The sequence below is a fragment of the Reichenbachiella sp. MSK19-1 genome, assembly GCF_003590315.1.
Taxonomy (GTDB): domain Bacteria; phylum Bacteroidota; class Bacteroidia; order Cytophagales; family Cyclobacteriaceae; genus Reichenbachiella; species Reichenbachiella agariperforans.
The window spans coordinates 282,092-307,442 of record NZ_MIER01000015.1 but is presented as its reverse complement, the minus strand read 5'-3'; the positions used below and the strand labels follow the sequence as shown (position 1 = coordinate 307,442).

22 protein-coding genes and 1 tRNA gene are annotated in these 25,351 nt (G+C 43.3%); 16 read left to right on the top strand and 7 right to left on the bottom strand.

Annotated elements, in window-relative coordinates:
* Nucleotides 1-75: 75 nt before the first annotated feature.
* Nucleotides 76-447, bottom strand: a complete 372-nt coding sequence (locus BGP76_RS09545; RefSeq protein WP_073124173.1) for a VOC family protein — start codon at nucleotides 445-447, stop codon at nucleotides 76-78.
* Nucleotides 448-1,042: 595 nt separating this feature from the next.
* Between BGP76_RS09545 and BGP76_RS09540 the strand changes: the two genes are divergently transcribed.
* Genes BGP76_RS09540 through BGP76_RS09530 form a run of 3 tightly spaced genes read left to right on the top strand, consistent with a single transcriptional unit; the run spans nucleotide 1,043 to nucleotide 4,698 of the window.
* Complete coding sequence (locus BGP76_RS09540; protein WP_158584204.1) at nucleotides 1,043-2,875, top strand: multicopper oxidase family protein; 1,833 nt, start codon at nucleotides 1,043-1,045, stop codon at nucleotides 2,873-2,875.
* Nucleotides 2,876-2,897: 22 nt separating this feature from the next.
* On the top strand, nucleotides 2,898-4,385 hold the full coding sequence (locus BGP76_RS09535; protein WP_119844497.1) for a tyrosinase family protein: 1,488 nt from the start codon (nucleotides 2,898-2,900) through the stop codon (nucleotides 4,383-4,385).
* Nucleotides 4,386-4,389: 4 nt separating this feature from the next.
* Nucleotides 4,390-4,698, top strand: a complete 309-nt coding sequence (locus BGP76_RS09530) for a hypothetical protein (protein WP_119844496.1) — start codon at nucleotides 4,390-4,392, stop codon at nucleotides 4,696-4,698.
* A gap of 157 nt (nucleotides 4,699-4,855) precedes the next feature.
* On the opposite strand, the gene BGP76_RS20310 is transcribed toward BGP76_RS09530, so the two are convergent.
* The gene (locus BGP76_RS20310) at nucleotides 4,856-5,026 is read right to left on the bottom strand and encodes a hypothetical protein (protein WP_158584202.1); all 171 of its coding nucleotides are present in this window, start codon (nucleotides 5,024-5,026) and stop codon (nucleotides 4,856-4,858) included.
* Between the two features lie 20 nt (nucleotides 5,027-5,046).
* Nucleotides 5,047-5,376: a hypothetical protein gene (locus BGP76_RS09520; protein ID WP_119844495.1), complete on the bottom strand. Its 330-nt coding sequence runs from the start codon at nucleotides 5,374-5,376 to the stop codon at nucleotides 5,047-5,049.
* A 368-nt stretch (nucleotides 5,377-5,744) separates the two neighbouring features.
* Between BGP76_RS09520 and BGP76_RS09515 the strand changes: the two genes are divergently transcribed.
* The 3 genes from BGP76_RS09515 to BGP76_RS09505 are packed head-to-tail and all read left to right on the top strand — an operon-like array spanning nucleotide 5,745 to nucleotide 8,928.
* Complete coding sequence (locus BGP76_RS09515) at nucleotides 5,745-6,812, top strand: pyridoxal-phosphate dependent enzyme (protein WP_119844494.1); 1,068 nt, start codon at nucleotides 5,745-5,747, stop codon at nucleotides 6,810-6,812.
* Nucleotides 6,809-7,867 (top strand): DUF1611 domain-containing protein, encoded by a 1,059-nt coding sequence (locus BGP76_RS09510; protein ID WP_119844493.1) that lies wholly within the window; start codon nucleotides 6,809-6,811, stop codon nucleotides 7,865-7,867. Before BGP76_RS09515 ends, BGP76_RS09510 begins: the two co-directional genes overlap by 4 nt.
* Complete coding sequence (locus tag BGP76_RS09505; RefSeq protein WP_185146843.1) at nucleotides 7,864-8,928, top strand: mandelate racemase/muconate lactonizing enzyme family protein; 1,065 nt, start codon at nucleotides 7,864-7,866, stop codon at nucleotides 8,926-8,928. The genes BGP76_RS09510 and BGP76_RS09505 overlap by 4 nt, the downstream gene beginning before the upstream one ends.
* A gap of 8 nt (nucleotides 8,929-8,936) precedes the next feature.
* On the opposite strand, the gene BGP76_RS09500 is transcribed toward BGP76_RS09505, so the two are convergent.
* Genes BGP76_RS09500 through era form a run of 3 tightly spaced genes read right to left on the bottom strand, consistent with a single transcriptional unit; the run spans nucleotide 8,937 to nucleotide 11,630 of the window.
* Complete coding sequence (locus BGP76_RS09500; RefSeq protein ID WP_119844492.1) at nucleotides 8,937-9,941, bottom strand: low specificity L-threonine aldolase; 1,005 nt, start codon at nucleotides 9,939-9,941, stop codon at nucleotides 8,937-8,939.
* Between the two features lie 3 nt (nucleotides 9,942-9,944).
* The gene (locus BGP76_RS09495) at nucleotides 9,945-10,718 is read right to left on the bottom strand and encodes a 1-acyl-sn-glycerol-3-phosphate acyltransferase (protein WP_073124193.1); all 774 of its coding nucleotides are present in this window, start codon (nucleotides 10,716-10,718) and stop codon (nucleotides 9,945-9,947) included.
* Nucleotides 10,719-10,739: 21 nt separating this feature from the next.
* Complete coding sequence (gene era / locus BGP76_RS09490; protein ID WP_073124195.1) at nucleotides 10,740-11,630, bottom strand: GTPase Era; 891 nt, start codon at nucleotides 11,628-11,630, stop codon at nucleotides 10,740-10,742.
* A gap of 90 nt (nucleotides 11,631-11,720) precedes the next feature.
* On the opposite strand from era, the gene BGP76_RS09485 reads away from it, so the two are divergent.
* The 10 genes from BGP76_RS09485 (at nucleotide 11,721) to BGP76_RS09440 (ending at nucleotide 24,643) form a co-directional block, all read left to right on the top strand.
* Nucleotides 11,721-11,793: transfer RNA gene (locus BGP76_RS09485), tRNA-Met, on the top strand.
* A gap of 633 nt (nucleotides 11,794-12,426) precedes the next feature.
* Complete coding sequence (locus tag BGP76_RS09480) at nucleotides 12,427-12,903, top strand: hypothetical protein (protein ID WP_147407440.1); 477 nt, start codon at nucleotides 12,427-12,429, stop codon at nucleotides 12,901-12,903.
* Nucleotides 12,900-13,820 (top strand): hypothetical protein, encoded by a 921-nt coding sequence (locus BGP76_RS09475; RefSeq protein ID WP_119844490.1) that lies wholly within the window; start codon nucleotides 12,900-12,902, stop codon nucleotides 13,818-13,820. The genes BGP76_RS09480 and BGP76_RS09475 overlap by 4 nt, the downstream gene beginning before the upstream one ends.
* A gap of 205 nt (nucleotides 13,821-14,025) precedes the next feature.
* The gene (locus BGP76_RS09470) at nucleotides 14,026-16,293 is read left to right on the top strand and encodes a TonB-dependent receptor (protein ID WP_255416098.1); all 2,268 of its coding nucleotides are present in this window, start codon (nucleotides 14,026-14,028) and stop codon (nucleotides 16,291-16,293) included.
* A gap of 11 nt (nucleotides 16,294-16,304) precedes the next feature.
* Nucleotides 16,305-17,513 (top strand): DUF4374 domain-containing protein, encoded by a 1,209-nt coding sequence (locus BGP76_RS09465; protein ID WP_119844488.1) that lies wholly within the window; start codon nucleotides 16,305-16,307, stop codon nucleotides 17,511-17,513.
* Nucleotides 17,514-17,515: 2 nt separating this feature from the next.
* A complete protein-coding gene (locus tag BGP76_RS09460; RefSeq protein WP_073124204.1) occupies nucleotides 17,516-18,217 on the top strand; it encodes an ABC transporter ATP-binding protein in 702 nt (233 codons plus the stop codon).
* A 7-nt stretch (nucleotides 18,218-18,224) separates the two neighbouring features.
* Nucleotides 18,225-19,661, top strand: a complete 1,437-nt coding sequence (locus tag BGP76_RS09455) for a DUF3526 domain-containing protein (protein ID WP_119844487.1) — start codon at nucleotides 18,225-18,227, stop codon at nucleotides 19,659-19,661.
* Entirely contained in the window at nucleotides 19,654-21,093 is a 1,440-nt protein-coding gene (locus BGP76_RS09450; protein WP_119844486.1) for a DUF3526 domain-containing protein, read from the top strand. The genes BGP76_RS09455 and BGP76_RS09450 overlap by 8 nt, the downstream gene beginning before the upstream one ends.
* Nucleotides 21,090-23,303, top strand: coding sequence for a DUF5916 domain-containing protein (locus tag BGP76_RS09445; RefSeq protein WP_119844485.1), 2,214 nt, complete (start codon nucleotides 21,090-21,092; stop codon nucleotides 23,301-23,303). The genes BGP76_RS09450 and BGP76_RS09445 overlap by 4 nt, the downstream gene beginning before the upstream one ends.
* Nucleotides 23,297-24,643 carry an MATE family efflux transporter gene (locus BGP76_RS09440; RefSeq protein WP_119844484.1) on the top strand — a complete coding sequence of 449 codons (1,347 nt, stop codon included), beginning with the start codon at nucleotides 23,297-23,299 and terminating at the stop codon, nucleotides 24,641-24,643. The genes BGP76_RS09445 and BGP76_RS09440 overlap by 7 nt, the downstream gene beginning before the upstream one ends.
* 46 nt (nucleotides 24,644-24,689) lie before the next feature.
* Here the strand turns inward: BGP76_RS09440 and BGP76_RS09435 are convergent, their stop codons facing one another.
* On the bottom strand, nucleotides 24,690-25,115 hold the full coding sequence (locus BGP76_RS09435; RefSeq protein WP_073124215.1) for a Fur family transcriptional regulator: 426 nt from the start codon (nucleotides 25,113-25,115) through the stop codon (nucleotides 24,690-24,692).
* Nucleotides 25,116-25,351 lie beyond the last annotated feature (236 nt).

The following is a 25,351-nucleotide window of genomic DNA, read 5'->3' as shown; positions in this document are numbered from 1 at the left end:
GAGTACGCTTTATATCTACTATACCTTTTTTATACTGTACTGTGTTTTTCTACGCAGTTTGGACGGAGGTTGATCTTACCTGTGTTGGTCGATCAGGATATGGTTGCCGTCAGGGTCGGTCAAGGTGATGTGTGCTGGGCCAGAGGATGTTTCATCAGCTTCGGCAGTCAGTTCTATACCACGTTTTTTGAGGTGGTTTTGTATCGCGCGTACATCGTCATACTCTTCTAGTTCTTGTGCACTGCCGTCCCATCCAGGGTTGAAGGTGATGATATTGTCCTCAAACATCCCCTGAAAAAGGCCAATGACGGCATTTTCATTTTTGAGAACCACCCAGTTTTGGTCGATGTTTCCACCCTTATATACAAAGCCTAGGTTCTCATAGAATGCTTTTGATTTGTGGATGTCTTTGACAGCCAGACTGATAGAAAATGCGCCTAATTTCATGGTATTTCTGTTTTGTTCTAACCTGAGTTCGATCAATAAAGGAAATAAATTATCTTCTTAATTCAATGTTTTTGAAAATTATACTGTCTGAGCGATAGCGAGTTTATAATTTTCTAGTCTTTTTGCTTCCTTTTTTGGCAATGAAAAGGGAAGCGTTTACCTGCCGGAAGCATGGCCTGTCTGGCTTGAAGACAAAGCACAATTGATGTATTTCAGAAACGGTTTTAATGAAAGTTAAAATCGGACGCAGGTTTCTAGGTATTGCATCCCTAGAGGATGACCTAATAAATATAGGTACTGGGTTGTATTGATACACTTTTTTGGAATATTATGAGCGATTTGGATCTAAGGATCAGCATTCTCTCCACAGGTAGCATACTCACGGGGCAAGAGTTCCTGAAGCAGGAGCGTTGATTCGGGAGAGGCTACTCAGATGCATAGCAGTTTGGGATTGCCTGTAGTACAACGAACATACCGTTGCTTGATATATACCTAGATTAGGGTATTGCTTGATCTAAACGGCCTTCCTAACTTTATCATATGATGATATGGAATGAGACAAGATTCATTCTATGGCAAACAAACTCACCACACCATGAAATTATTCTATCTGCACAGGTTTCAAATAGTTTATATCCTGTTTTTCTCTGTTATATTCTCTTGTCAGGAGCCAGTCGATGCACGGTTGACGACCCGAGCGACTTCAGACATTCTGAGCGAAATAGCTAATATTCAGTCGAGTCTCAGGCCATCATCAGCTCTTTTGAAGAATCAGGAGCAAGGGCTGGTTTACCTACCATTTGCTAATCCAGAAGAAATTTCCTCCATAGATGGCAAACTTGATACTGAGATGGTAATCAAGTTTGCGACCAATCGCCTCTACAATACTATAGAAAAGAAAAATATTGAACTTTATCATCGATCATACAATGGTCGATTGGTGGGGCCTACGCTCCGAGTGAAACCTGGAGATTCGCTTCTGGTGAATTTGATTAACAAACTACCCGTCTATGAAAACCCTGGACCATGCAACCCTTACCAGCCACTACATGATGATCAGGATCCTAATATCATTGATTCGCTCCGATTTAACAACACCAACTTACATACACATGGCCTGCATGTTTCGCCTATGGCACATGGGGACAACGTCTTTGTCAACTTGGCTCCTGGCTGTGATTTTCAAAATAGAATAGCTGTTCCGTTGGATCATGCATCAGGCACTTTCTGGTACCATGCCCATGTACACGGGTCTACGGCGATTCAGGTGTCCTCAGGGATGGGAGGGACCATCCTCATCGAGGGAGGTTTGGATGACCAACCACAAATCAAAGAGATGGATGAGAAGGTTTTCGTGATGCAGCAGATACCCTATGTGCCAGATACAGGTGCAGGAGGTGATCCGAATAGGTATGCTTTAAAGTTCATTGAGGATAAAACCTTTGGCCCAGGTACTTGGGGGGATGGAATTAAGGATTCTACAGGTTGGAGAACGACCATCAATGGCATGGTACTGCCTGTGATCGAAATAGAATCAGAAGAAGCGCAAAGGTGGCGGTTTGTACATGCAGGCGTACGCGAGACACTCAACCTCAAACTGATCAAATCAAAGGAGGGCAAGGTGATTCATGAAAAATTATACGCTATTGCCGAAGACGGCATAGCCTATGGCTACCGCAGTGATATAGACAGTATGCTACTACAGCCAGGGTATAGGGCAGACCTATTGGTACAAGCCAAACTGACCGATGGACTCAGTCAAGACACCCTCTATCTGATAGATGCTAGTTCTCCCGTTTTGGACGAAACGAACACTGACGAGTATGAGTCCGAAAGAGTACTCGCTCTGGTGGTGTTGAAGGCTAAGACGACTAAGCCGGTGGCTAGGCAGCTCCCCACTTCAGCAGCATTGCGCCAATATGCACCTTATCCTTCATTGGTCAATGTGCCAGTTACAGACACGATGCAGTATGTTAATTTTGAGATTAAACCTGGTGATACGACATTGTTTCAAATCAACAATGTTTCATTCGATCATAGCAATCCACCACGCACACTTGGTCTCAATAATATACAAGAATGGACACTGACCTCATCTCTAGGAGGCCACCCATTTCATATTCATATCAATCATTTTCAGATCCAGGAGCGCTACACCAAAGGGAATAACAAGTGGATAAAGCAACAAGTGAAACCTATATGGAAAGACACTTATTTCGTACCAAGTTCAGACTCTATTGTTCTCAAAACTGTCTACAAAGACTTTGTTGGAGATTTTGTACTACACTGTCATATTTTGGATCATGAAGATCAGGGGATGATGCAGTGTGTACGTATAGATAGTGCCAATACCATTGGTAACTATCTCTTGGATCAGGGGATCGAGTTTTGTGGACCACAGTATACCAATAGCCTCACCAGTAACTAAACTTTTAAAACCATAGCGAATCATGACACGAACCAAAACAATGAATGTACATGTCTACAGACTGCTTTTAGTAGGTCTGCTCTGGGTATTGTCAGCATCACTGAGCCATGCACAGGTGATCAGAAAGAATATTGACTCCCTGAGTACCGAGGAACTAGCTGCATATCAACATGCTATACAGCTGCTAAGAGATCGTAGTGCGGACAACCCTTATCTAATGGATGGCTATGCATGGCAGGCCTGGGTGCACAACAAGAACCGTGTTTCAGTCCCTAAGGAGAATACACTAAGTCAAGGAGATCAAGACCCTACGGCATTTTATGAAATGGCTGCTACGCAAACCTATGCTGATGGATCCTATGGGTACCCCGGTATGTGCGAGCACGGCAAGGATATCTTCTTTGTCTGGCATAGAGCGCAGTTTTATTATTTCGAAAAAGTGCTTCAAAACACAGACCCTGAGGGTACGATTGTAGACAGCAGGGGGAATAAATGTCCTACTGCTACGGTAGGCGTCCCGTTCTGGAATTTTACCAACGAGCCCAGTGGTACTAAATTCCCAGCGATATTTGAAGACAGCTCCTCGGTACTATATCACGCAGGTCGAAACTTACAAGTCAATCCTGATTATAGGCGTTTTACCTCTCCGTATTTGCTAGCCAAACTAATGCAAGAAAGCAATTGGTCTACATTTGGGGGATATCCAAATGCTACCCATGGAGGTTATGGTACTTTTGAAAGCCAAATGCACAATCCGATGCATACCCCCTATATAGGGGGAGATATGACTTATCCTTCGAGAGCTGCATATGACCCGATTTTCTATTCTTTTCATGCCTACATCGATTATATCTTTGAGGCATGGATACAAAAGCATGGCTCAGGAGATATCACATCATTAGATTACTTTTTGAGGGCGGAGCAACCCAAGGACTTTAACTTGCCTGGCTATGATCCCGGGTTAGGTGATAGACCAAATATGGGGAGAGCCGAATTGTATCTTGATATCTCTGAATTGGGCTATCAGTATTTAGCCAGAGGCAAGGATGATTTTTATACTGAGCAGGAATTAGAGGGGCTTCTCAAGGATAAAAAGGGTCGTCCACTTGTCTTGGGAAAAAGCAAAGAAAGTCCCTACTATAGACTCTTTACCAGTAGAGTGTCATGGAGACCAGAGACTAAGGGGCAGTTGACATCTGAAACGATAACGATTAGAGCCGCTGACGTAGCTAATCCATACAGCTATAGCTATACCGAAAAAGACCCTTCTTCCTCCTACCAAATAGACCTCTATATGCATCCAGTAAAAGTGAAGCCTAATGTTTCTTTGAAAAAATTTAGAAAGAGATATTTTGTAGGAGCTGCCACCGCATGGCTAGATAGTAGTCATGCTCACCACATGATGGGGGAGCACAAGTTGAATGTGAACCTAACGGAAGCTATGAATGCCTTGAATCAGAATCATGCTGGAGAGGCATACCAAATAACTGTAAACTATACTAAACGATAATACCATGAGTGTCTACTTCGATCCCGATATCAAAACCATCTTTGCACCCTATGTACAGCCTATGCTCGCAGTCTCTATCGCTACCGATGAAGGTACCTTTAGTTTGGATTTGAGCAACTATGAGTCTGTATGTCGACTGAGTCAACGAATCAAAATCGCCATAGAAGGTTACAGACCTGAAACACCTACTGCACATCGTATGCCTCCAGGTGGGCCATTGCCAGATGAGTCCATTGCGATGTACAATGAATGGCTCGAAGCTGGTATGCCCGAGAAAAAAGACGCTCTGGCTTCTGATGATCTGATTGTCTAAACGGATTATACCTGAGATCTCAATGATGATTGCTATGATTAGCAGAATGTATGACTCATCATAGCAATCATCAGGGTGTAGTGGTATCTGCTCTACCTTAGTTTGTACTAAAAAATATGTTCTAAATAGTTTAGGCCTATGTTTAAATGATTAAGAGTCAAGAGGCTGTGTATGCTTTGTACTGAAGGTTCAGTTCAGATTGGGTTGGAATGTGCTCCATTCTGACTTTAGCTTCGGCAGTCAGTTCTATACCACGTTTTTTGAGGTGGTTTTGTATCGCGCGTACATCGTCATATTCTTCTAGGGATTTGGATTTATGGATCAGCATTCTCTCCACAGGTAGCATACTCACGGGTCAAGAGTTCCTGAAGCAGGAGCGTTGATTCGGGAGAGGCTGCAGCGATTCTCATGGGGTTCGGATATGCAGACGTACTTATAGGCTCGCCTGGCCTTGTCTTGGCAGTTGTATCCTGTAGCTCCTCCGGTATCTGTCTCACGGCAAAACCAGCCTCCTGTTTCCTTCATTTTGGACAGTTCGCTGTTGAACCTATCGACAGTCACTTCTACCTCATCAAGGTAATATTTGGTGACAGTATCTTGCTCCATCGCCAGGGCACTGCTGGATGTAGCACTCAGCACCATGATGAAAACCCAAAAAGCTTTAATTGCTTCAATCATCCTTATTGAAAAAGTGGTAGGTAAAATATGCTGTATCCCTGATATAGAATTCTTTTTAGGTCTGACGACAAAATAGCTTCGACCTGTGAGACCAAACTAGTACAAGCTCCTCAGATATCCCAGACCATTTTCTCATTTAGACCCAATCAGTTTAGACTTATCTTGATTTGCTTCTTGCGGTCTGCAGTTACTCCGTTTTAGAGTGTACAAACCTGTGCGATTTATGCCTTGTGCCGTGTCAATAATTGTCTACCTTTTAGGATAAGAAAAAAAGACGGGAAAAAGCGAAAAAATTCGTCTCAATATTCATTCGAAAAAAACGAATCTCCGTATGCATGCTGCCATGTATATGGTGTTAGCATAAACAGATGAAAACGGAAAAAAAACCAGACCCCAACTTCTTACAAAAAGCCATCTCATCAGAGTCCAAAAAGCTCAGTGAAATGGTCAAGGATACCTCCTTGTCGCTGCTGGATCGGATCGAGTCCTTTGAGGACATTATCAACTTAGAAGTGGGAGATACCTCTCTGTCTCGTGCCCGAAACATCGAGCGGGAGACGGGTTTTCGGCAGTTGTTTCTCAAGTTTGAGGGCGGCAATCCGACCGGCACCCAAAAGGACCGCATAGCCTTTGCGCAGTGTTTAGATGCGCTGCGCCGAGGCTATGACACGATCACCGTCGCTACTTGTGGCAACTATGGTGCTTCTGTAGCATTGGCGGCTTATTTGGCAGGTCTGCGCTGTGTGATTCACATCCCCGAAAACTACCATACCGACCGCATCAGTGAGATGGAGATGGCAGGCGGAGAAGTGCATCGTGTCGTGGGGACCTATGAAGATACCGTACAGGCATCCAGTGAAGCTGCAGCTGATGAAGGCTGGTATGATGCCAACCCGGGAGGAGCGAACACGGCACTACAGATCATGGCTTATGCCGAGATGGCCAACGAGATCTACGACCAGCTGAGAGACGCACCCAAGATCATCGCAGTGCCTGTGTCCAACGGTACGCTGCTGGCAGGGATATACCGTGGTTTTGTGAGTCTCTACAAGCGAGGCAAAACCTCGCGGGTGCCACTCATGGTGGCTGCTTCGTCTACGCACAAAAACCCCATCGTGTATTCCTTCAAAAAGGGGATGGAAAACTGTGTAGACCTGCGACCCGAAAAGATCAAGGAGACTGTGGTAAACGAGCCATTGATCAACTGGCACAGTTTCGATGGAGAGGAGGCACTGTACGCCATTCGTCAGTCCAACGGCAGTGCGCACAACATCAGCGATGAAAAAATGCTGAAAGTGTCCAAACTGCTCAAGGAAAAAGAGGGTTTGCATGTACTACCCGCCTCGGTCGCTGGCTTGGTGGCTTTGTTAGAGATAGATGATCAAAAAGAATTAGAACCTGACCGCTATGTGGCGGTCCTTACGAGTAGAAGATGACAAAAATTATAGATGGAAATGCTCTGGTCTATTGTGAAGGAGCTTTCAATACACCCAATGGTAAAACGGCACACGGCTTGGTTCGCTTTACGGAGCGCTACAAAGTCCTCGGTGTGATAGACTCACGGTACGCTGGCCAGGATGCGGGTGAAGTACTGGATGGCAAAAAGAACGGAATCCCTGTTTTTGCGAGTTTTTTAGAGGCACTGGACCAAACGGATGGTGCGAAGTATTTCGTCATGGGACTCGCACCTGATGGGGGGAGGCTGCCTGATGCAGCACGTGCAGATGTGCATGCTGCGGTGAAGAAGCGACTCAATGTAGATTCGGGCTTGCATGACTTCATGTACAAGGATGCGGAACTCGTCGCGCTGGCTAAGACCAATGGTGTCAAGCTCAGAGACATTCGCCGTACGCCTGAGCGTGAAGGGCTGCATTTTTTCTCAGGGAAGATAGAAGAGGTTAGCTGCTTGAAGCTGGCAGTGCTAGGGACGGACTCTGCGGTTGGTAAACGTACCACGGCATGGATCATCGTGCATGGCCTACGTCAGGCGGGCAAGAAAGCCGAAATGATAGGGACAGGACAGACGGGCTGGATGCAGGGGGCGAAGTACTCGATGGTGATGGATTCGTTGATCAACGATTTCGTATCGGGAGAGATCGAGCATGCTGTACATAGTGCTTGGAAAAACGAGCAGCCTGATGCGATTGTGATCGAGGGGCAGGGGAGCTTGATGAATCCAGCCTACCCTGGTGGGTTTGAGATACTCGCAGCAGGTAGACCAGACTTTGTGATCCTACAGCATGCACCACGACGACTGGAGTATGATGGCTTTCCTGGTTATCCGATTCAGCCGATTCGCGAGCAGATCGCGGCGATAGAGATGATCTCTGGCAAGAAGGTCTTGGCGATCACACTCAACCATGAGGACATGGACAAGGCCGACATAGCAAGCGAATGTGCGAAGATCACTGCCGAGACAGGACTACTGTGTACCGATGTATTACAGGATGGTCCTGAAGCGCTCGTGTCTCTAATCATGCAACAACTGTGAAAATCACAGGACTAGAATGCTGGCAGGAGAAAATGAAACTGGCAGAGCCGTATACGATTGCATACGAAACCATAGACACTACCACCAACGTGTTTATGCGCATAGATACAGATAGGTCGCCGAGCGGTTTTGGCTGTGCGGCACCTGATCTGGAGGTGACTGGCGAGACGGGGGAGACGGTGATGACTGCTTTTAGAGACATCATCGAGCCGTACCTGTTGGGCAAGGCGCCGTTTACTTACGCTTTGATTTTGGATGAACTAAAGACCCTACTTCATGGTCAGCCTGCTGCGCTGACCATGGTAGACATGGCGCTTTTTGATCTCATCGGGAAGAAAACGCAGGAACCTGTCTATCGACTGCTCGGAGGATACCGAGATGCGATCCCGACTAGCGTCACGGTCGGGATATTGCCAGTGCAAGAAACACTGGAGAGAGCCAAGGCTTTTATGCAGCAGGGTTTTTTTATCCTGAAGGTAAAAGGAGGGACGGATGTGGATGAGGATGTCGAGCGGATCATGAAACTCCGCGAGATGGTAGGGCCTGACATGGAGATTCGTTTTGATGCCAACCAAGGCTACAGTGTCAAAGAGGCGGTGTGTTTTATGCACCAAATCCGCTCTGCTAAGATCGAACTGCTAGAACAGCCTACCAAGCGCGAGGAGGATCACTTGCTAAAGCAGGTGAGTCGCCAAGTGAGTGTCCCCGTCATGGCAGATGAGAGCCTGATGGGGTTGGCGGATGTGTTTCATCTCACCGCCAACAATAGTACGGATATGATCAATATCAAGCTCATGAAAGCAGGCGGTATCATGGAGGGGATTCGGATCAATGCGGTAGCGATAGCAGCCAACGTAGAGACGATGGTGGGCTGCATGGATGAGTCAGCGATGGGGATATCAGCGGGACTGCACTTTGCACTTGCTCGCCCTAATATTCTTTATGCAGATTTGGATGGTCACTTTGACCTGATCGATGATCCTTTTGCTGCCATGGTGCGCTGCGAGAAAGGGGTGCTATATCCTAGCGATCGACCGGGATTTGGTTGGGAAGGAAAATGAGGGTTTTGTTAGACAATAGACGATAGCTGATCCAGTTGATCATCACTAAAATCTAAATGCGTCACGAGTCGGATATGGCCTTTGCCAAAGGGAACTGCCAGCAGTCCCTTGGCTTTCCAATCTTCCAGCAATGCTTTTTCATTTGTCTCCTTGTTCAGTTGTAGGATCACAATGTTGGTGCCTGCATACAAAACCCTGTCTACATAACTTTTAGATTCAAATAGTGCAGCTAATGTTGCAGCACGGTGATGGTCTTCTTTGATTCGGTCGACATGATGATCTAATGCATAGCGTCCAGCTGCTGCGAGATATCCAGCCTGCCGCATCGCACCACCGAGCATTTTTCTAACTCTTTTGGCCTGTTTTATCAGCTTTTCGCTTCCTAGCAAAACAGAACCGACGGGAGCTCCCAGTCCTTTGGAGAGACAGATCGAGAGCGTGTCAAAGAGCTGTCCTATCTCAGTAGGAGATTCGTCTGTCACAGCGAGTGCATTGAAGAGTCGTGCTCCGTCTAGATGCATATTGATTTGATGGTCAGCAGCTACTTGAGCGATGGCTTTGATTTCGTGGAGGTTCCAGATACTGCCACCGCCTTTGTTGGAGGTGTTTTCGATAGAGATGAGTGTAGATTTCGGGAAGTGAATGTCATCTGCATTGATGTTGTCACGGACTTGCTCCGCGTTGAATCTACCTTGATCCCCCTCTAGCATTCGCAGTGATACACCTGCATTGAAGGCAGCGCCACCTCCCTCGTAGTGATAGATGTGTGAGGTGCTGTCGCAGATGACCTGGTCACCAGGTTGGGTTTGGATTTTTACAGCGATTTGATTGGCCATCGTACCCGAAGCGCAGAAGATCCCAGCCTCCTTGCCGAACATGCCAGCGAGACGTTGTTCTAGTGCGCTGACAGTAGGGTCTTCTCCGAATACATCATCGCCTACTTCAGCGATCATCATGGCTTCTAGCATGGCAGGAGTAGGGCGGGTGACTGTATCGCTTCTTAGATCAATCATGTTTTACTTGACCGGGTGAGGTGTGAGATTGTTGAGTGTGTTGAGTTCGGTTTGGATGAGGTTATAGACTTCATTTTGAAAGTCTTTGAGGTTGTCCAAAGTGTATTTTCGTGGGTCGATCGGTTCGTGAATGACCACTCTGCATTTTCTCCGTCTAAAAAAGTACTTTCCATCCGTAGGGAACATGTGCCAGTTGTCAGCGAGGGTGACAGGTACGACCATGGCACCTGTCTCTACGGCCATGCGAAACGCTCCTTCTTTGAATGTATGCATCTGGGGAGGTTGACTGCTTTTGATTCCTCCTTCGGGGAAGACGGCCAGCGAAAAACCCTTGGCGAGTGCATCGATACTTTGTTGGTAGGTTGCATAGCGCTGTCTCATTTTGGACCTGTCCACAGTGATGTGAAAGGCCTTGAACATATAGCCGAAGAAAGGAACTTTAGCAATAGAAATCTTCCCAACGAACTTGAACGGGATCGGTACAAAGGGCAGAATCGCAACATCCAAGAACGAAAAATGGTTAGGGCAGAGGATGTAACTAGTCGATTTGTCAAAGTCAGTTTTTTGAGTGATCTCCATTCTGACGCCAATGAGGAAAAAGAAGATATGAGCCCAGTAATGATTGAGTATCAGTCCAAACTTTGGGCGATTAAATTTGTCAGCAAATACGAATAATGGAAACAACAAAGTGAAAGTCGCTACAAATAAAAGGATGCAATACGCTCCATAGATTCTTAAGATCAATTTCCAAAACCAAGTATTTTTAAAATGCTTCATATATTCCTAGACTTTGCTTGATTATCCTTTGTATCCGAACCTTTTCAGACTTCTGTCTTTCTTTCTCCAATCCGCTTCTACTTTGACAAAAGTCTCTATAAAAACTTTTTTGCCAAAGAACTTCTCCAATTGCAAACGAGACTCAATTCCTACCTTTTTGATGGCTTCTCCACCTTTGCCAATGATAATCCCTTTTTGTGATTTTCGTTCGACGATGATTTCTGCTCTGAGTCTTATGATATCCTCTTCTTCTTCGAACGAAGTGATCTCTACCTCCGAACTATAGGGGACCTCTTGTTTGTAGATTTTGAAAATTTGTTCTCTAACGATTTCAGATGCGAAAAAGCGCTCCGGTTTGTCTGTCAGTGTGTCTTGTGGAAAATAAGGAGGGTGTAAAGGTAGTAATTCCAGTATTCGAGCAAAGAGAACATCTACGTTAGTTTTAGTCAACGCAGATAGTGTAAGTATTTCGATATCTGGATGGATTAACTCCCAGTAGTCGATTTTGTCTTTGAGGCGCGAGCCTTTGTTGAGGTCAGTTTTATTGATGACGAATATGACTGGTGTACCGCTATTGATGACACGTTCGAGTACTTCTTCGTCTTCATCTTGTTTCTCCATCAGATCTACGACATAGAGCACTAAGTCTGCATCTTCGAGAGATGAAGAGACGAAGCTCATCATAGACTTTTGCAGTGAGTACTGTGGCTTGAGTAGACCCGGTGTGTCAGAGTACACAATCTGAAAATTGTCACCAGTCAGCACACCCATAATTCTGTGTCTGGTAGTCTGTGCCTTTGAAGTAATAATGGATAAATTATCACCTACTAGTGCGTTCATTAATGTTGATTTTCCAGCGTTTGGTTTGCCTATTATGCTTACAAAGCCAGATTTAAAATTTGTTTCCTCCATGTCAATAAAATATTAACAAAGGTACTTGCTTTTTGCGAAAGTGCTTCTTACTTTTGCAACGCGATTCACAAAAAAGGTGGTCGAAAACGGCGCGGGATGGAGCAGTTGGTAGCTCGTCGGGCTCATAACCCGAAGGTCGCTAGTTCGAGTCTAGCTCCCGCTACTAAGCAAAAAAGGTCAACAATAGTTGACCTTTTTTTATGCCCAAAATTCATAGATCACTTCGTGATTCAAGATTCATTGTTCGAAATTCATTATTGTTTTTCGTGAATAACCATCTCTTATACCTCCTTGAGGTTAGTTTGAATGATTGGAATAAAAAATATTGAACCTGACTACCTAGTTTATCCTCCCAACTTTACAGACTGGTCTGAAATCAGAAGTCTAGTTCTAAAGTTGCCTAAGCAAAAAACTCTTCCTCTTTCCAAATAGCTAAACTTTGGATTTCTTTCGGAATCTCAAACTATTAAGATAGCTCTTTAAACTTTCTCTAAATCATAATATCAATATTATAAACGCAATACTATTGCTTTTGCAATAGTGTTTCATTAAATATGCAACACTATTACAAAAGTAGAGGGCAAGCCGAAAACCTCAAAATAGAGTAGGTGTCATTCTAAATTTTATCAGTTATGAAAACCAACAAAGAAGCTTTGATTGCACAAATTTTGGTAAGCAAAGCAGCAAACCCTGTTGGAGGTACGCACTGTAGTGGCGGTGGCCACTGTACTTCTACTTTGTAATCACAATATACAGTAGTGTGAGAATCATACTACTGCTACTTAAATATTCTAATATGGGAGGTTTAGAAAAAATACGGTTAGACAGACTTCTTGATTATAAGGACGAAAATGTGATTTCTAGATTCACTGATACGTTTGATGTGAGTAATGAAGAGGCAGAGGATATTTTAAAGGAAACGCTTAAGTTTCTTTATATCTGTCATATTCCAGGTGTTTTTATTTCCGATGACATACTGATGTTGGATGAAATGTGGCACAATATGATCTTGTTTACACCAGAGTATCACAGGTTTTCACAAGAGTATTTCTCTAAATACCTTCATCACTTACCCGCAAAAAAGTCGGAAAAGGAAGAGAGAAAGTGGGTGCTTCAGCAGAAACCTGAAAATGCTAAGCAAGAGTATCTTGACAAATTGCAAGTACTTATTTCCATTACCTATGATCATTTAGGTGAAGAAACTGTAAAGAAATGGTTTCAGGAGTACCCCCAAAAATACAGTAAAGAGAAAATTAAAGCGTTAAGAAAATGAGCATTTTCCCCAAACGGACTATACAGGGTGAAACAGTGACTATTCACTGGAACTTCAATACATCTAACCTTAATGATTTTCATGTGTTACCTTGGGTAAGGATTGGCATCAAAAATCCTTTAGGAAAAGTTACAATGCTTTTTGAAGAACATGTACTAGGACTACCTGATGAACCAAAAGAACTGAAGACTGAAGAACCAAAATTAAAATATCTTAACAAAAGTGTACCCTTACTTTTATTGGCCGATTACCTCAGCGGAAAGCACAAAAAGGAAAAGCTGGTTGAGATACTTGAAAACATCCAATCTGGTCGCCATTATTATTTCACCTATAAAGTGCCCAAAAATGCTCCTTTAGGCAAATATCATCTGATCTCAGAAATTCACATCAATGGAGAGTTAAGGCTTTCCAAAACAGCGGCAGATGACTTCTTTTTTGTTGAAAAAATGTCTTCCAAAAAGATTGAAAAATTCAATGATCACCATCAAGCATTAATATTTAATCATTCTCCGGAAAAAACGCCGGTCAAAATAGTCGGTTGCATACCTACCCTAGAAGGGAAAATGCAGACCACTGTGAATGTCTTTGAAATGGGCGGTTATGAAGAGAAAAAAGTCCCATTAACTACCTCCTTGAGTTTTTTACTTTACAATGAAGAACGGCAGGTTATTCCTTTACAAGAGAGTTTTACTAATTTTTTGTTGAGAAATCAACAGATTTCCCCATTAAATAAATCCGGAGGAGATATCTATCTATTCAAAAAAGAAAATACTGAAGCTTATCACCTCAATGAAAGTCAAAGAATTTTATGGCAAAAAGCCAATGGTTTATTAAAGACAGAATCTTTGACCAAAAATGAAAGAATGCTTTTGGAAGAAATGGTAGCAGAAGACTTGATTCACTACTTATCTCTTTAGAGGGGAAACCTCTCCATTTTGCCACTTACCCATCGTTTTAATCGAATCATAAAATTTACTTTTATTTCTCAAACGCAATATGATTGCATTTGAAACGAATCGCTATATTTGCAACAATATTGCATTTTGTAAGAGTATGATCTATCGCCTTTATATATTAATTCCCCTCACCCTTCTTCAAAGCCTTTGTTTTGGACAAGATGCTATGATTTCAGGTATAGTGATAGACGCCCATGGGGAGAAACTTCCTGGTGTAACGGTTCAAATCAATGAATTAAATCGTGGCTCTGTTACTGACCATGTAGGGCACTATACTTTCCCAAATCTTAAATCAGGTAATTACACAATCACGGCCTCATTTATCGGCTTTCAGAAGTATAATCAGCGTTTTACCATAAAGGATAGAAAACCCATAAGCATCAATATCACATTGAAAGAAGCGGTAACACAATTGAATGAAGTTACTGTCATGGCAAAATCAGAAAGTCAAGAGCTGCATGAAAGTGTGGCAAGTGTCGCTGTACTTGAAACAAAAAAACTGTATGCCCAAAGCAACAACACCAGCGATGTGATCAAGCAGATTTCGGGGGTGAATGTGAGACAAACGGGAGGGTTTGGTAGTAGTGCTGATGTATACATCAACGGCATGTCCGGCAAGCAGGTAAAGTTCTTTCTCGATGGAATTCCACTTTCTTACTATGGTTCAGGACTGGGGCTTAATGTTTTACCCGTCAACCTGATGGAACAAATCGAAGTGTACAAAGGCGTAGTACCAGTTGATCTGGGAGCTGATGCATTAGGGGGAGCAATTAACATCAAATCGAGAAAGGAATATATCAATTACCTGGATGCATCCTATTCCCTTGGTTCTTTCAATACACATAAGGTCAACTTCAATGGCCAATACGTAAACACAGAAAATCATTTAATCGCAGGAGTCAATTCGTTCTACAATCATTCAGATAATAATTATAAAGTTGACATAGAGATTCCTGATCAGTATGGTAACCCTGTGCCAGCTACCGTCAGACGGTTTCATGATCAGTTTACCAACTACTTAGTCAACGCATATGCTGGAGTTTATGATAAAAAATATGCTGATAGGCTAGTTTTTAGTGTCAGATACTCAGGACTTTATGATGATATTCAGCACAATGCTGTGATGGCACAACCCTACGGTCAGGTTGCTTATGACGAATCTACATTGGGCTTTTCTGCTAATTATGAAAAGGAAGAAATCTTGCCTCGTATAGCGCTCAAGTGGTACGGGGGAGTAAATATGACTAGCGGGAACTTTGTGGACACCACATTGAATGCCTATACATGGGATGGCGAGATATATGATAGGCGAACGGATGGAGGGGAGATTACCACATCGCGCAACCTCTTGAGTCTCCATTCTAGGAATGCTGTAAGCAGGCTCAATCTTCACCACAATCCTTGGGAAAAGGGACAGTTCACGCTTAATGTTTTTTCCTCGCGGTTCAATAGATATGGGAAAGATCCGATAGCCGCCGAATTTTATGGAGAGGACTTTTATGCCAACCCCACAACTTTGATTAAAAATGCCACAGGTCTGGCATACGAACATGCTTTCTCCACTGCATTGGTAAGTTACACGGGCGTCAAGCATTTCTATATGATGGCAGATGGGTATGCCATTCAAAACATGGAATTTCAGCCCAATAAGCAAACAGTCTCCAATTTTGGGGTTTCCCAATCGTTGCGTTATCGATTTTTTAGAGATTTTCTAGCCAAAGCCTCCTACGAATATGCCACTCGCCTGCCTGACGAGACAGAGTTGTTTGGTGATTTTACCCTCGTGCGTCCCAACCCGTTTTTGAACCCTGAGCAAAGCCACAATGCCAATTTAGGCTTTCAATTCAACACCCAAAAGTTAAAAGTGGAATTGAATACATTCTACAGATTGACTGACAACATCATCTGGTTACGGACTTCTCAGTTTTTCGCACAATATCAAAACCTATTAAAGGCACTTGTCAAAGGGTTGGATGTTGAGGTTCAATACCAACCATTTGATTTTATCAGACTAAAGGCAAACGCTACCTATCAGGACATCCGAAACAGATCATCGAGAAGTGTGACTGGTTCGGTAGATAATCGCTACTATGACGCCCGACTACCAAACATTCCCTATCTGTTTGGCAATGGAGAAGTCCGATATCAAAAGTTCGATTTTCTTGGGACAAATAGCCGATTCTCTGCGTGGTGGTCTGCTAGCTATGTACATGAGTTCTATCTCTATTGGGCAGTAGATGGAAATAAAGATTTAAAAAACACCATACCGAGTCAATTCATTCAAAACATTGGGGTCTCATACGCTCTTCCAGCTGACCGCTTCTCCGTCAGCCTCGAATCCACAAATCTTTTTGACCAGAAAGCATTTGACAACTTCAGTGTGCAGCGTCCAGGCAGGGCTTTGTATGTCACTCTTAGAACTTATTTACACTAAAATTAGAATTAATGAAAAAGCAATTACTCAATCAAAAAGGTATATTGGTTATAGCCTTATTATCTGTATGGTCATTCATTGGATGTGAAAATGATGATCCCGAACCAAATACCAAACCAAGCGTGGAAGTTGATTTTGCCATTTCCACGGTAAGTGGGGCATGGCCTGATCAAACCACTTATATACAGGGCGTTGAATCTTTGGATTTTACCAGTTTGGGAAATGAAAATGCCATAGAACTGACAGGAAGTGCTCGTACAGTTTCTTACGAAGGCAGTGTGTATGCGATCCCATCAGGTGCACCTGCTAACCTGATAAAATACAGCATAAATACCAATGGCGTTCCTGAAGAAGAAGAACGAATTGTAGTACCCGGGGCGAATACCTTTTCCACACTCTATTTCGAAAGTGAAACCGTAGCATATGGCACGGTAGCTGGGGGTATTTCAAAACTTATCATATTCGATCCCTCTACGATGCGGATTACGGATGAAGTTTCCCTAACGGCTATAACTCAAAAGTTTCCAGAAGCTACACGTACTTATTACATGGATATGATAGGGAGAGACGGCAAGCTTTTTATGGGAATCCACTACGAAAATAATTTTGCGCCAGTCAACGACAATGCCTACGTAGCGGTCATTGATTTAAGCACCAATACAGTAGAAAAAGTAATATCAGACACCCGAACTGGTATGTTTTTCAACGGGCCAGCACTCAATTCGGGAATGATATTGGACGCTAATGGGAATATATATGTTCAAACCCTAGGGACCACAAATGCTGGAGGAGCAGCTCCCAGCGGGGTATTACGCATCAAAAGTGGTGAAACCGATTTTGATCCAGATTATTTCTTTGATCTCGAAGAGGCAGTAGGCAATATCTGCTATGGCATCTATCATACTTCAAGCGGACGTACTTTCACCGCCAATGTTCAGGACGAAACAGATTTTTGGGAATATGCCACGGGCGAGCCCCAATTTAAGTATGTAGAAATTGACCTTGAAGCTACAGAAAGCCTTGGCAATGTTCCAGGGTTACCTACTACCTATGGTTCAAGAACAATGATCGTTCATGAATTGGAAGATCAGAAACTGCTATTCACTATTGCCACAAATGATGAAAATGCGGTGTACGAATTTGACACGAATACCAATACCAGTAGCAAGCTTTTTGTATCCACAGGTGGTTATATCTCAGGTCTGGAAAAACTAAATTAATTATGCTACAAGCCACAGAACTCACGAAAAAGTACGGAAAATTCACAGCGCTGAATGCCCTCAATCTTTCGGTAAAAAAGGGCGATATATTTTGCCTGCTTGGGGCTAATGGGGCAGGGAAATCTACCACGATTAACCTGTTTCTTAACTTCATTGAGCCTACGGGGGGTAAAGCCACCATCAACGCACTGGACGTGACGCAGCACGGGAAAGCAACCAAAAAGCTGCTGTCCTACATCCCCGAAAATCTGATGCTATATCCTAACCTAACGGGGCTGGAAAATTTGGATTTTTTCTGTGGCTTGGGAGGCAAGAGTTATAGCAAGGATCATTTGGAAGAACTGCTCAAGCAATCAGGTTTGCAGACCAACTTCCTGCACAAGCGTGTGAGCAATTACTCCAAAGGCATGCGCCAAAAAGTGGGAATTGCTTTGGCACGAGCTCGTGAAGCCAGTGTACTACTACTGGATGAGCCAACATCAGGACTTGATCCAAAAGCCAGCAACGAGTTTTCCGAACTTTTACTAGATATGAAGGACAAAGGAGTGGCCACATTGATGGCCACTCATGACCTTTTCCGTGCCAAAGATACGGGCACGCATATCGGGATTATGAAAGAAGGGATACTGATCGAACAGTTTGCTTCGGATGATGTCAGCTTTCAGGATTTGGAAAAACTCTACCTCAAGCACATGCACAATTAAGTAGTTTATGAATCAGCTAATTTTTATAGCCAAAAAGGAAATCAAGATAGCCATTCGTGAAAGGCTCGTTATTTCTCTAGGAGCAATTATTATTTTGTTGTTGGGAGTAGCCTTGTATGGTGGATATATTTCATATCGTCAGCAGCAGCAAATCATCACCCAAACCCAGACTGAAAAGCGACAAGAGTGGTTGAATCAAGGTGACAAACATCCGCATATTGCTGCACACTACGGCACCTTTGTATTTAAACCCAAAACCATTCTGAGTCTGTTCGATTTTGGTTTAGATGCTTATACTGGCACCTCGGTCTATTTGGAAGCGCATCATCAGCATGAATTTATGTTTCGTCCAGCCCAAGATCATAGCAGTATGATCCGTTTTGGCGAACTAAGTGCTGCGTTAGTGTTGCAGGTACTCGTTCCTTTGCTCATTATTTTCTTGGCTTTTGCTTCTTTCACTCGTGAGCGGGAAAGCGGAACACTCAAACTGCTCATGAGTCAGGGGACATCTTTCAATACATTGACCTGGGGGAAAATACTGGCTTATGCTGTGATGCTGGTAGTGATCCTGCTACCATTTTTGCTCGGTTTGGTACTCCTTTCGGTAAGTCACATGAGCTATGATGTCATTCCAGATATAATAGTCAGAGTAGCCATGCTGGTGCTGATCTATGGTCTGTATTTATGTTTCTTTATCGCTTTTTCTGTGTGGGTGTCCCTACGGTCTGGCTCAGGGAGAAATGCGCTACTTACATTACTTACCTGTTGGATATTTTTTGCCATTCTCTTGCCCAAAACAGTAGCTAACCTCAGTGAGAGTTTTTATACGCTACCTTCCATGCGGGAGTTTAAAGCACAGATCGATGAAACCAAGCGAAACGGACTGGATGGGAAAACGCCCCGATCTGTTCGTATGGCCAATTTGAAAAAAGAGTATCTGGAAAAATACGGGGTAGATTCGGTGCAACAGCTGCCATTCAATTTTGAAGGCGTGAGCATGCAGGCAGGGGAAGAATTTGGTGACCAAGTCTATGATTATCATCTAAATAACCTTCGTGAGATTTTTCATAAGCAAAACCAGTTGGGCAGCATCGCTAGTCTCTTCAATCCCTATCTGGCTGTACAGCACCTTTCCATGGCTCTATCAGGGACAGATACACACACCTTTATCCACTTTGAAGAAGAGGTAGAGAGATATAGAAGAGAGCTGGTACGAAAAATGAATCAGGACATGGCCGAAAACTCTAAGTATGGAGAATTCTATGGCTACAAGGCAGGAAGCGACTTGTGGGGAGAAATCGAAGACTTTTCTTACCAAGCACCTACCACCTGGCAGCTCCTCAGCTACTACAAATTGGAACTAATCTCCCTGATGCTGTGGATGGCGCTTACAATGGTACTCTTACATGTTGCAAACCGAAAAATGAAACCAATCCATGAATAGACAGATTCAAACATTGATCCGCTACGAGTGGAAAACTTTTGTTCGCAATAAGTTTCAGCTGCTCCTGCTCGTCATTACCTTTCTTTTTGGTCTGTACGCGATATACTACGGACAGTCAGAAATCAATGCACAGCGGGAAACGATCAACGCAGTAACTGCTCTGGAGACAGAAGAGTTTTCTCAATACAAAGGCAGTTTTACTACAGAAATGGAAAACCAGACGCAGGAGCAAACACATGATATAGCTTCCCGTCCAGAGTATGCTTGGTATCGCCATGGTTATCATGCTATTTTACCTCCACACGATTATGCCCCACTGGCGATCGGCCAGCGTGATTTGTTTCGGTACTACTATCGCCTTACGGGCACGAGCTTGCATTATCAGCTGTTTGAAAATGAACTGGCCAATCCTGTGAACCTCCTAGCAGGCAATTTTGATCTCTCTTTCCTGCTGGTTTATTTGTTTCCGCTGCTGATCATCGCTTTTTGCTATGGTTTGTTTTCTTCTGAAAAGGAAAGTGGTACGCTTGCACTCTTACAGATACAGGCCGTTAGCATCCGAAAAATCATGCTGGTTCGCCTGGCATTTTATTTCGTACTGATCACGGGACTAGCTATATTCATTTCGCTCTTAGGTCTATGTTTATCAGGCAATCCTTTCACAGAGGAAAACTTCTTACCATCCATCGCATGGGTGATAGGGACCACTTTGTATTGTGCCTTTTGGTTTGGGCTGCTGTTTTTAATCATAAGCTTTAAGAAAGGTTCGGCTTTCAATGCCATTTCCGCTGCTGGTTGCTGGTTGTTATTGCTCATTGTAGTTCCAGCAGTGCTCAATGTGATTGTTACCGTCAAGTACCCTTTGAGCAGTGCAACATTGGCTGGCCTCACCCGCAGAACTGGGCTCGAAAATGAGGATGACGAAGAGGAGTCCAAAGAAGTAATTATGGAATTCCTTGCTCACAAGCCAGAGCTGGCTGGGAGTGATAGCTTAATGAAAAACAACATGCTCCCAAAAGCTTATGCGGCTTTTACCACACTAAAAGACATCAACAGCCAACAGGAAGTGGATCACTATAATGACAAGGTGGCGAAAAGGAATCAATGGACATCACAGTTTCTATGGCTCAGCCCAGCAGTAAACATGCAGGAGATTTTGGCTGAGATAACGCAAACAGACCTCAATACTTTTCTTGATTTTCAGAATGCGTTAGCGGATTTTCATGGTAAAATCACAGACTTCTACTTCACGCGCCTGTTCTGGGACCGACCAATTTTATTAGAAGATTACGAGCAATTGCCTGTTTTTGAGATGTCCGAAGATCTAAATCGCGGGAACATCATTTGGTTTGGCTTGGGCAAAATTTTGATAGCGGCAGGGCTGGTGTTTTTAGTAGGCTTTTTCAGAATGCGTAAAGGGGTCAAGCAATGAAAAAGGCATTAGTATTGCTTACTTTTATAATCCATGCCTATTACCTGATAGCACAAGAAGTTGAAAACTTTCCACCTCCTACAAAACCTCCTGAAATACGTGTCATTCGCACCAGCGAAGACATAAAAGTGGATGGGGAACTAATGGAGGATTCCTGGCAAAAAGCACCAGTAACCCATGATTTTTATCGAATAGAACCCCGTCAGGGAGTAGCCTATCAGTATCAAACCCAGGTTAGGCTACTTTATGATGAAAAAAACCTGTATGTGGGCGTTTTTTGTACCGACTCTCTTGGCAAAAAGGGTGTTCGGGTGCAAGACTTGCGAAGGGATTTTTCTTGGGGAGAAAATGATGCTTTTGGTATTCAGTTGGATCCGCAAAACCTAAAGCAATATTGTGTGTCGTTCCAAACTACTCCCTATGGCAATCAGCGGGACATGCAAAACTTCAATGACAACAATACGGATGACAATTGGAATGCGCTCTGGACGGTGCGGACACATCAGACTGACTCGGGTTACTTTGCAGAGTTTGCCATTCCTTTCAAGTCTATTCGATACGAGCGACCTGAAATAGCGGACTCTGTGACCTGGGGTATTACCTTTACACGTCTGGCTCGAAGGGAGTATGAACAAACCGTATTTCCTGCCATACCTCAGTCTTTTTCCCCCTATCGGATGACGTATGCCGCTCAACTCAAAGGGCTCACCGTTCCCGAACCGAGTGCCAATGTGAGGATAGAACCCTATTTTCTTTATCAGTATGAGGATACTGAAATTAATGGTGAAACTATTTCGGATGATAATGTGAAATTAGGTGGAGATATCAAATGGGCGATCAATCCACGCTCGGTTTTAGATCTTACTTTCAATACTGATTTTGCACAAGCTGATGTGGATCAGGCTGTCAATAATCTGGAAAGATTCAACGTCTATTTCCCTGAAAAGAGGCAATTTTTCTTAGAGAACTCAGGTATCTGGGCTGGGGCGGCTGACCGTTCGGTTATCCCTTTTTTTAGCAGAACCATTGGCTTACAGGGCAATTTTAATGCAGAACCCGCTCGGATCGATGGAGGTGCAAGATATACCATGCGAAACGATGACCGATCCACGGCAGGGCTGTACATGCACCAAGCTCAAACCGCCAACTCTCCAGCTGCAAGTTTTGCCGTAGGTCGTTATATTCAAAATTATGGAAAGGAAAACAATGTAGGTATCATGTTCACTCATCGGCTAGATGAGGCTTCCGAAGAACTGGGAGTGACACAAAGCAACAATACAACCTTGACTGTGGATGGGTTGATCCGTCCCAAAAGCGAACTGACCTTCTCCTACTTATTATCAGGATCACGTGATAATTCCAATGACACCTTAGGTCTAGCAGGAAAGCTATTTGCGGGCTATAACACCAATAAGTTTTACCTGGGCTGGCTAACTAATTTCGTCACAGAAGATTACAATCCAGATATGGGGTTTGTCTTTCAGAAAAATGTAATCTGGCATAACCCAGGTGGTTATTTCATCTGGCGGCCAAAAAGTATACCTTGGATCAGGCGTTTTGATCCTGGAGCCTTTTTCAACTATTATCAGGACGCAAGCGATCCGACTAATTTTCAGCAGGCCAGTATTTACTTATTTCCTATTTACGTGTACTTCACGGATGGCAGCTTTTTTGAATATGCCATTTACCCAACCTGGCAAAACATCAATTTCGATTTTGCCCCTTTAGGAATATTCATCGCTCAAGACGAATATTATTATACTCGTCATCAGATCAACTACAATTCGGATCAATCAAGGAAATTATCAGTATCAGGAAAACTCGGTTGGGGTGGTTTTTATAATGGCAAGCGTTTAACAGCGAATGGAGGGTTGCGTTATGCGCCTATTCCACATGTAGCATTTACAGCTGATTATGAATACAACAACTTGGATAACTTAGGTGTATTGTTGGAAGATTTGGATACACACTTAGCCACTTTTGGGGCAAGATTTGCACTTAATCCACGTTTGCAACTTTCTGCTTTTTACCAATACAATTCATTTGATGAGCAAGGCCGGTGGAACGTTCGTGGAAGTTGGGAATACCGCCCTTTGTCTTTTATCTATTTGGTGTTTAATGACACTCAAATCAATGGGCTGGAGCAATCCTTTGAGCAACAGCAGTTGATTGGGAAGGTTACTTTTTTTGAAGCAGTTTTAGGATGTTAAGAGAGCCTGATTTGCTGAAGGATAGCCCCTGGAAACTAATGCATAGGCTTTCATTGCCAGGTATTTTGGGTATGATGGTGTTGTCTATCAATTCCTTGGTGGATTCTGTGTACTTAAGTCATTTGGTAAGTGCAGACGCTTTTGCTGGAGTATCTCTACTGTTTCCACTGACACTAGTGGTTACCAGTGTAACCGGATTTATTGCAGCAGGTTCATCATCTGTGTTGAGCAGGGCGATTGGCGCTGGTAACCAACAGGTTCAACGAATGGTTATACCTAATATGATCGCCCTTGCATTGTTTTCTTCGGTAATACTTATGTTGGCAGGGTTGTTTTTTGGAGAAGAAGCTGTCTTGTTGATGGGAGTCGAAGGAGCGGTGTATCAGGCAGGTGTGGATTATCTGCAGGTTTATGTGTTGGAGATATTTTTCAGTATTTACGGGCTTTCGGCCAATGGATTGATCCGTTCAGAAGGTAAAATCAGACAGGCCATGACTTATACTGTTATTGCTGTGGTTCTTAATATTATTCTAACCCCGGTATTTATAGAATCAGTTGGTTTGGGAGTAAGGGGGGCAGCGTCGAGCAGTATTGTCAGTATGATGGTATATAGCGTACTCACTTCCTTCTATTTCACCCAGGGGAAAGCTAACTTCGATACTGGGAAGTTCCGCATTAGGATTGAAAAAGACATTATCGCAGATGTGATCAATGTAGGCTCATCGACACTGGTCATGCAATTGTCCAATGTGGTTCGTCAGTTTATTGTTTTTAGATCCGTCACATGGTACGGCAATGCCCATGATTTGGCTGTGTTTAGTGCCGTTTTTCGACTATTCTCTTTCGTTTCCATTCCAGGAATGGGCTTATTGCAATCTCTACAGCCTGTAATAGGGGTGAATTTTGGAGCTGCCAACTGGCAAAGGTGCATTCATACTATCAATACGTTCAGATGGGGCGGCATTCTTCTGATGTGTCTACTTTTACTACCAGTAGTGACATTCCCAAGAGAGTTTCTGGGGTTTATGGTTCCTAATGAATCAATTAGCAATAATGAACTGAATTACCTAAGGCTGGTTTTACTCGCTCTGCCATTTTTACCCATATCCACGAGTACAATCATTTTTTTTCAGGCAATAGGAAAAGGTAAAAAGGCCACATTGCTCCCACTTGTACGGCAGGTACTTTTATTCGTTCCTTTGATTTTTATTTTGCCTAATTTTATCTCCCTAGACGGAATTTATTATGCATTAGCCATCGAAAATGTCATTTATGCAATAATGCTCTGGATTATACTAAAAGATGAGATTCGGACATTTCAAAGCTACATCACAACATGAAAGTGTGCCTATGAAATCAAATAGTATTGTTGGCCGGTGGTCTTTATCAGACTTTACATTCCTTACAGATACCACTGAGGGTATAATTAACTCGATTAACTGAGAACTCGCTAGAGATCTTTATCTCTGGAACTTCTACATCTTCCAGACAATAGGTATGATGACATTCATCACAAACAAAGTGGGCATGCTGATCAGCATGGGTCTCATCAGGACAATCATGACCACAAAGAGCATATTTTGCCCCTTGTCCATCTTCAGAAGCTTTGTGTAAGATACCATGTTCTTCGAAAGAAGCCAGCGCTCGATATACCGTTACTCGGTCATGTCTTGCTTTCATTTTAGCTACAATATCACTTGCCGAAAGCGCAAAGTCATGGTTCATAAAAAGGTCAAGCATTTCCATACGGATGGGCGTTTTTTTAAGCCCATGAGCATGTAGCAGGTCACCTATTATTTTTTCATTATCCATGTTCGATTATACTGATTTTTTTCGCTCCTATCAATTTTAACCAAAAGAAAAAGGACGTTAAGCATATGCTTCTGTATTATTAACCTCTGCCTCATTCTAAATATAATTGCATTGATAAATATCACTTTCATTAACCTTTAATGGTTACTAGCTGGCTATCCTGAATCTTTGGGATTCCAGACCTCTATCCCCACAAATAAACAAGCTGTGTATGCGTTTCGGGATAGGATATAACA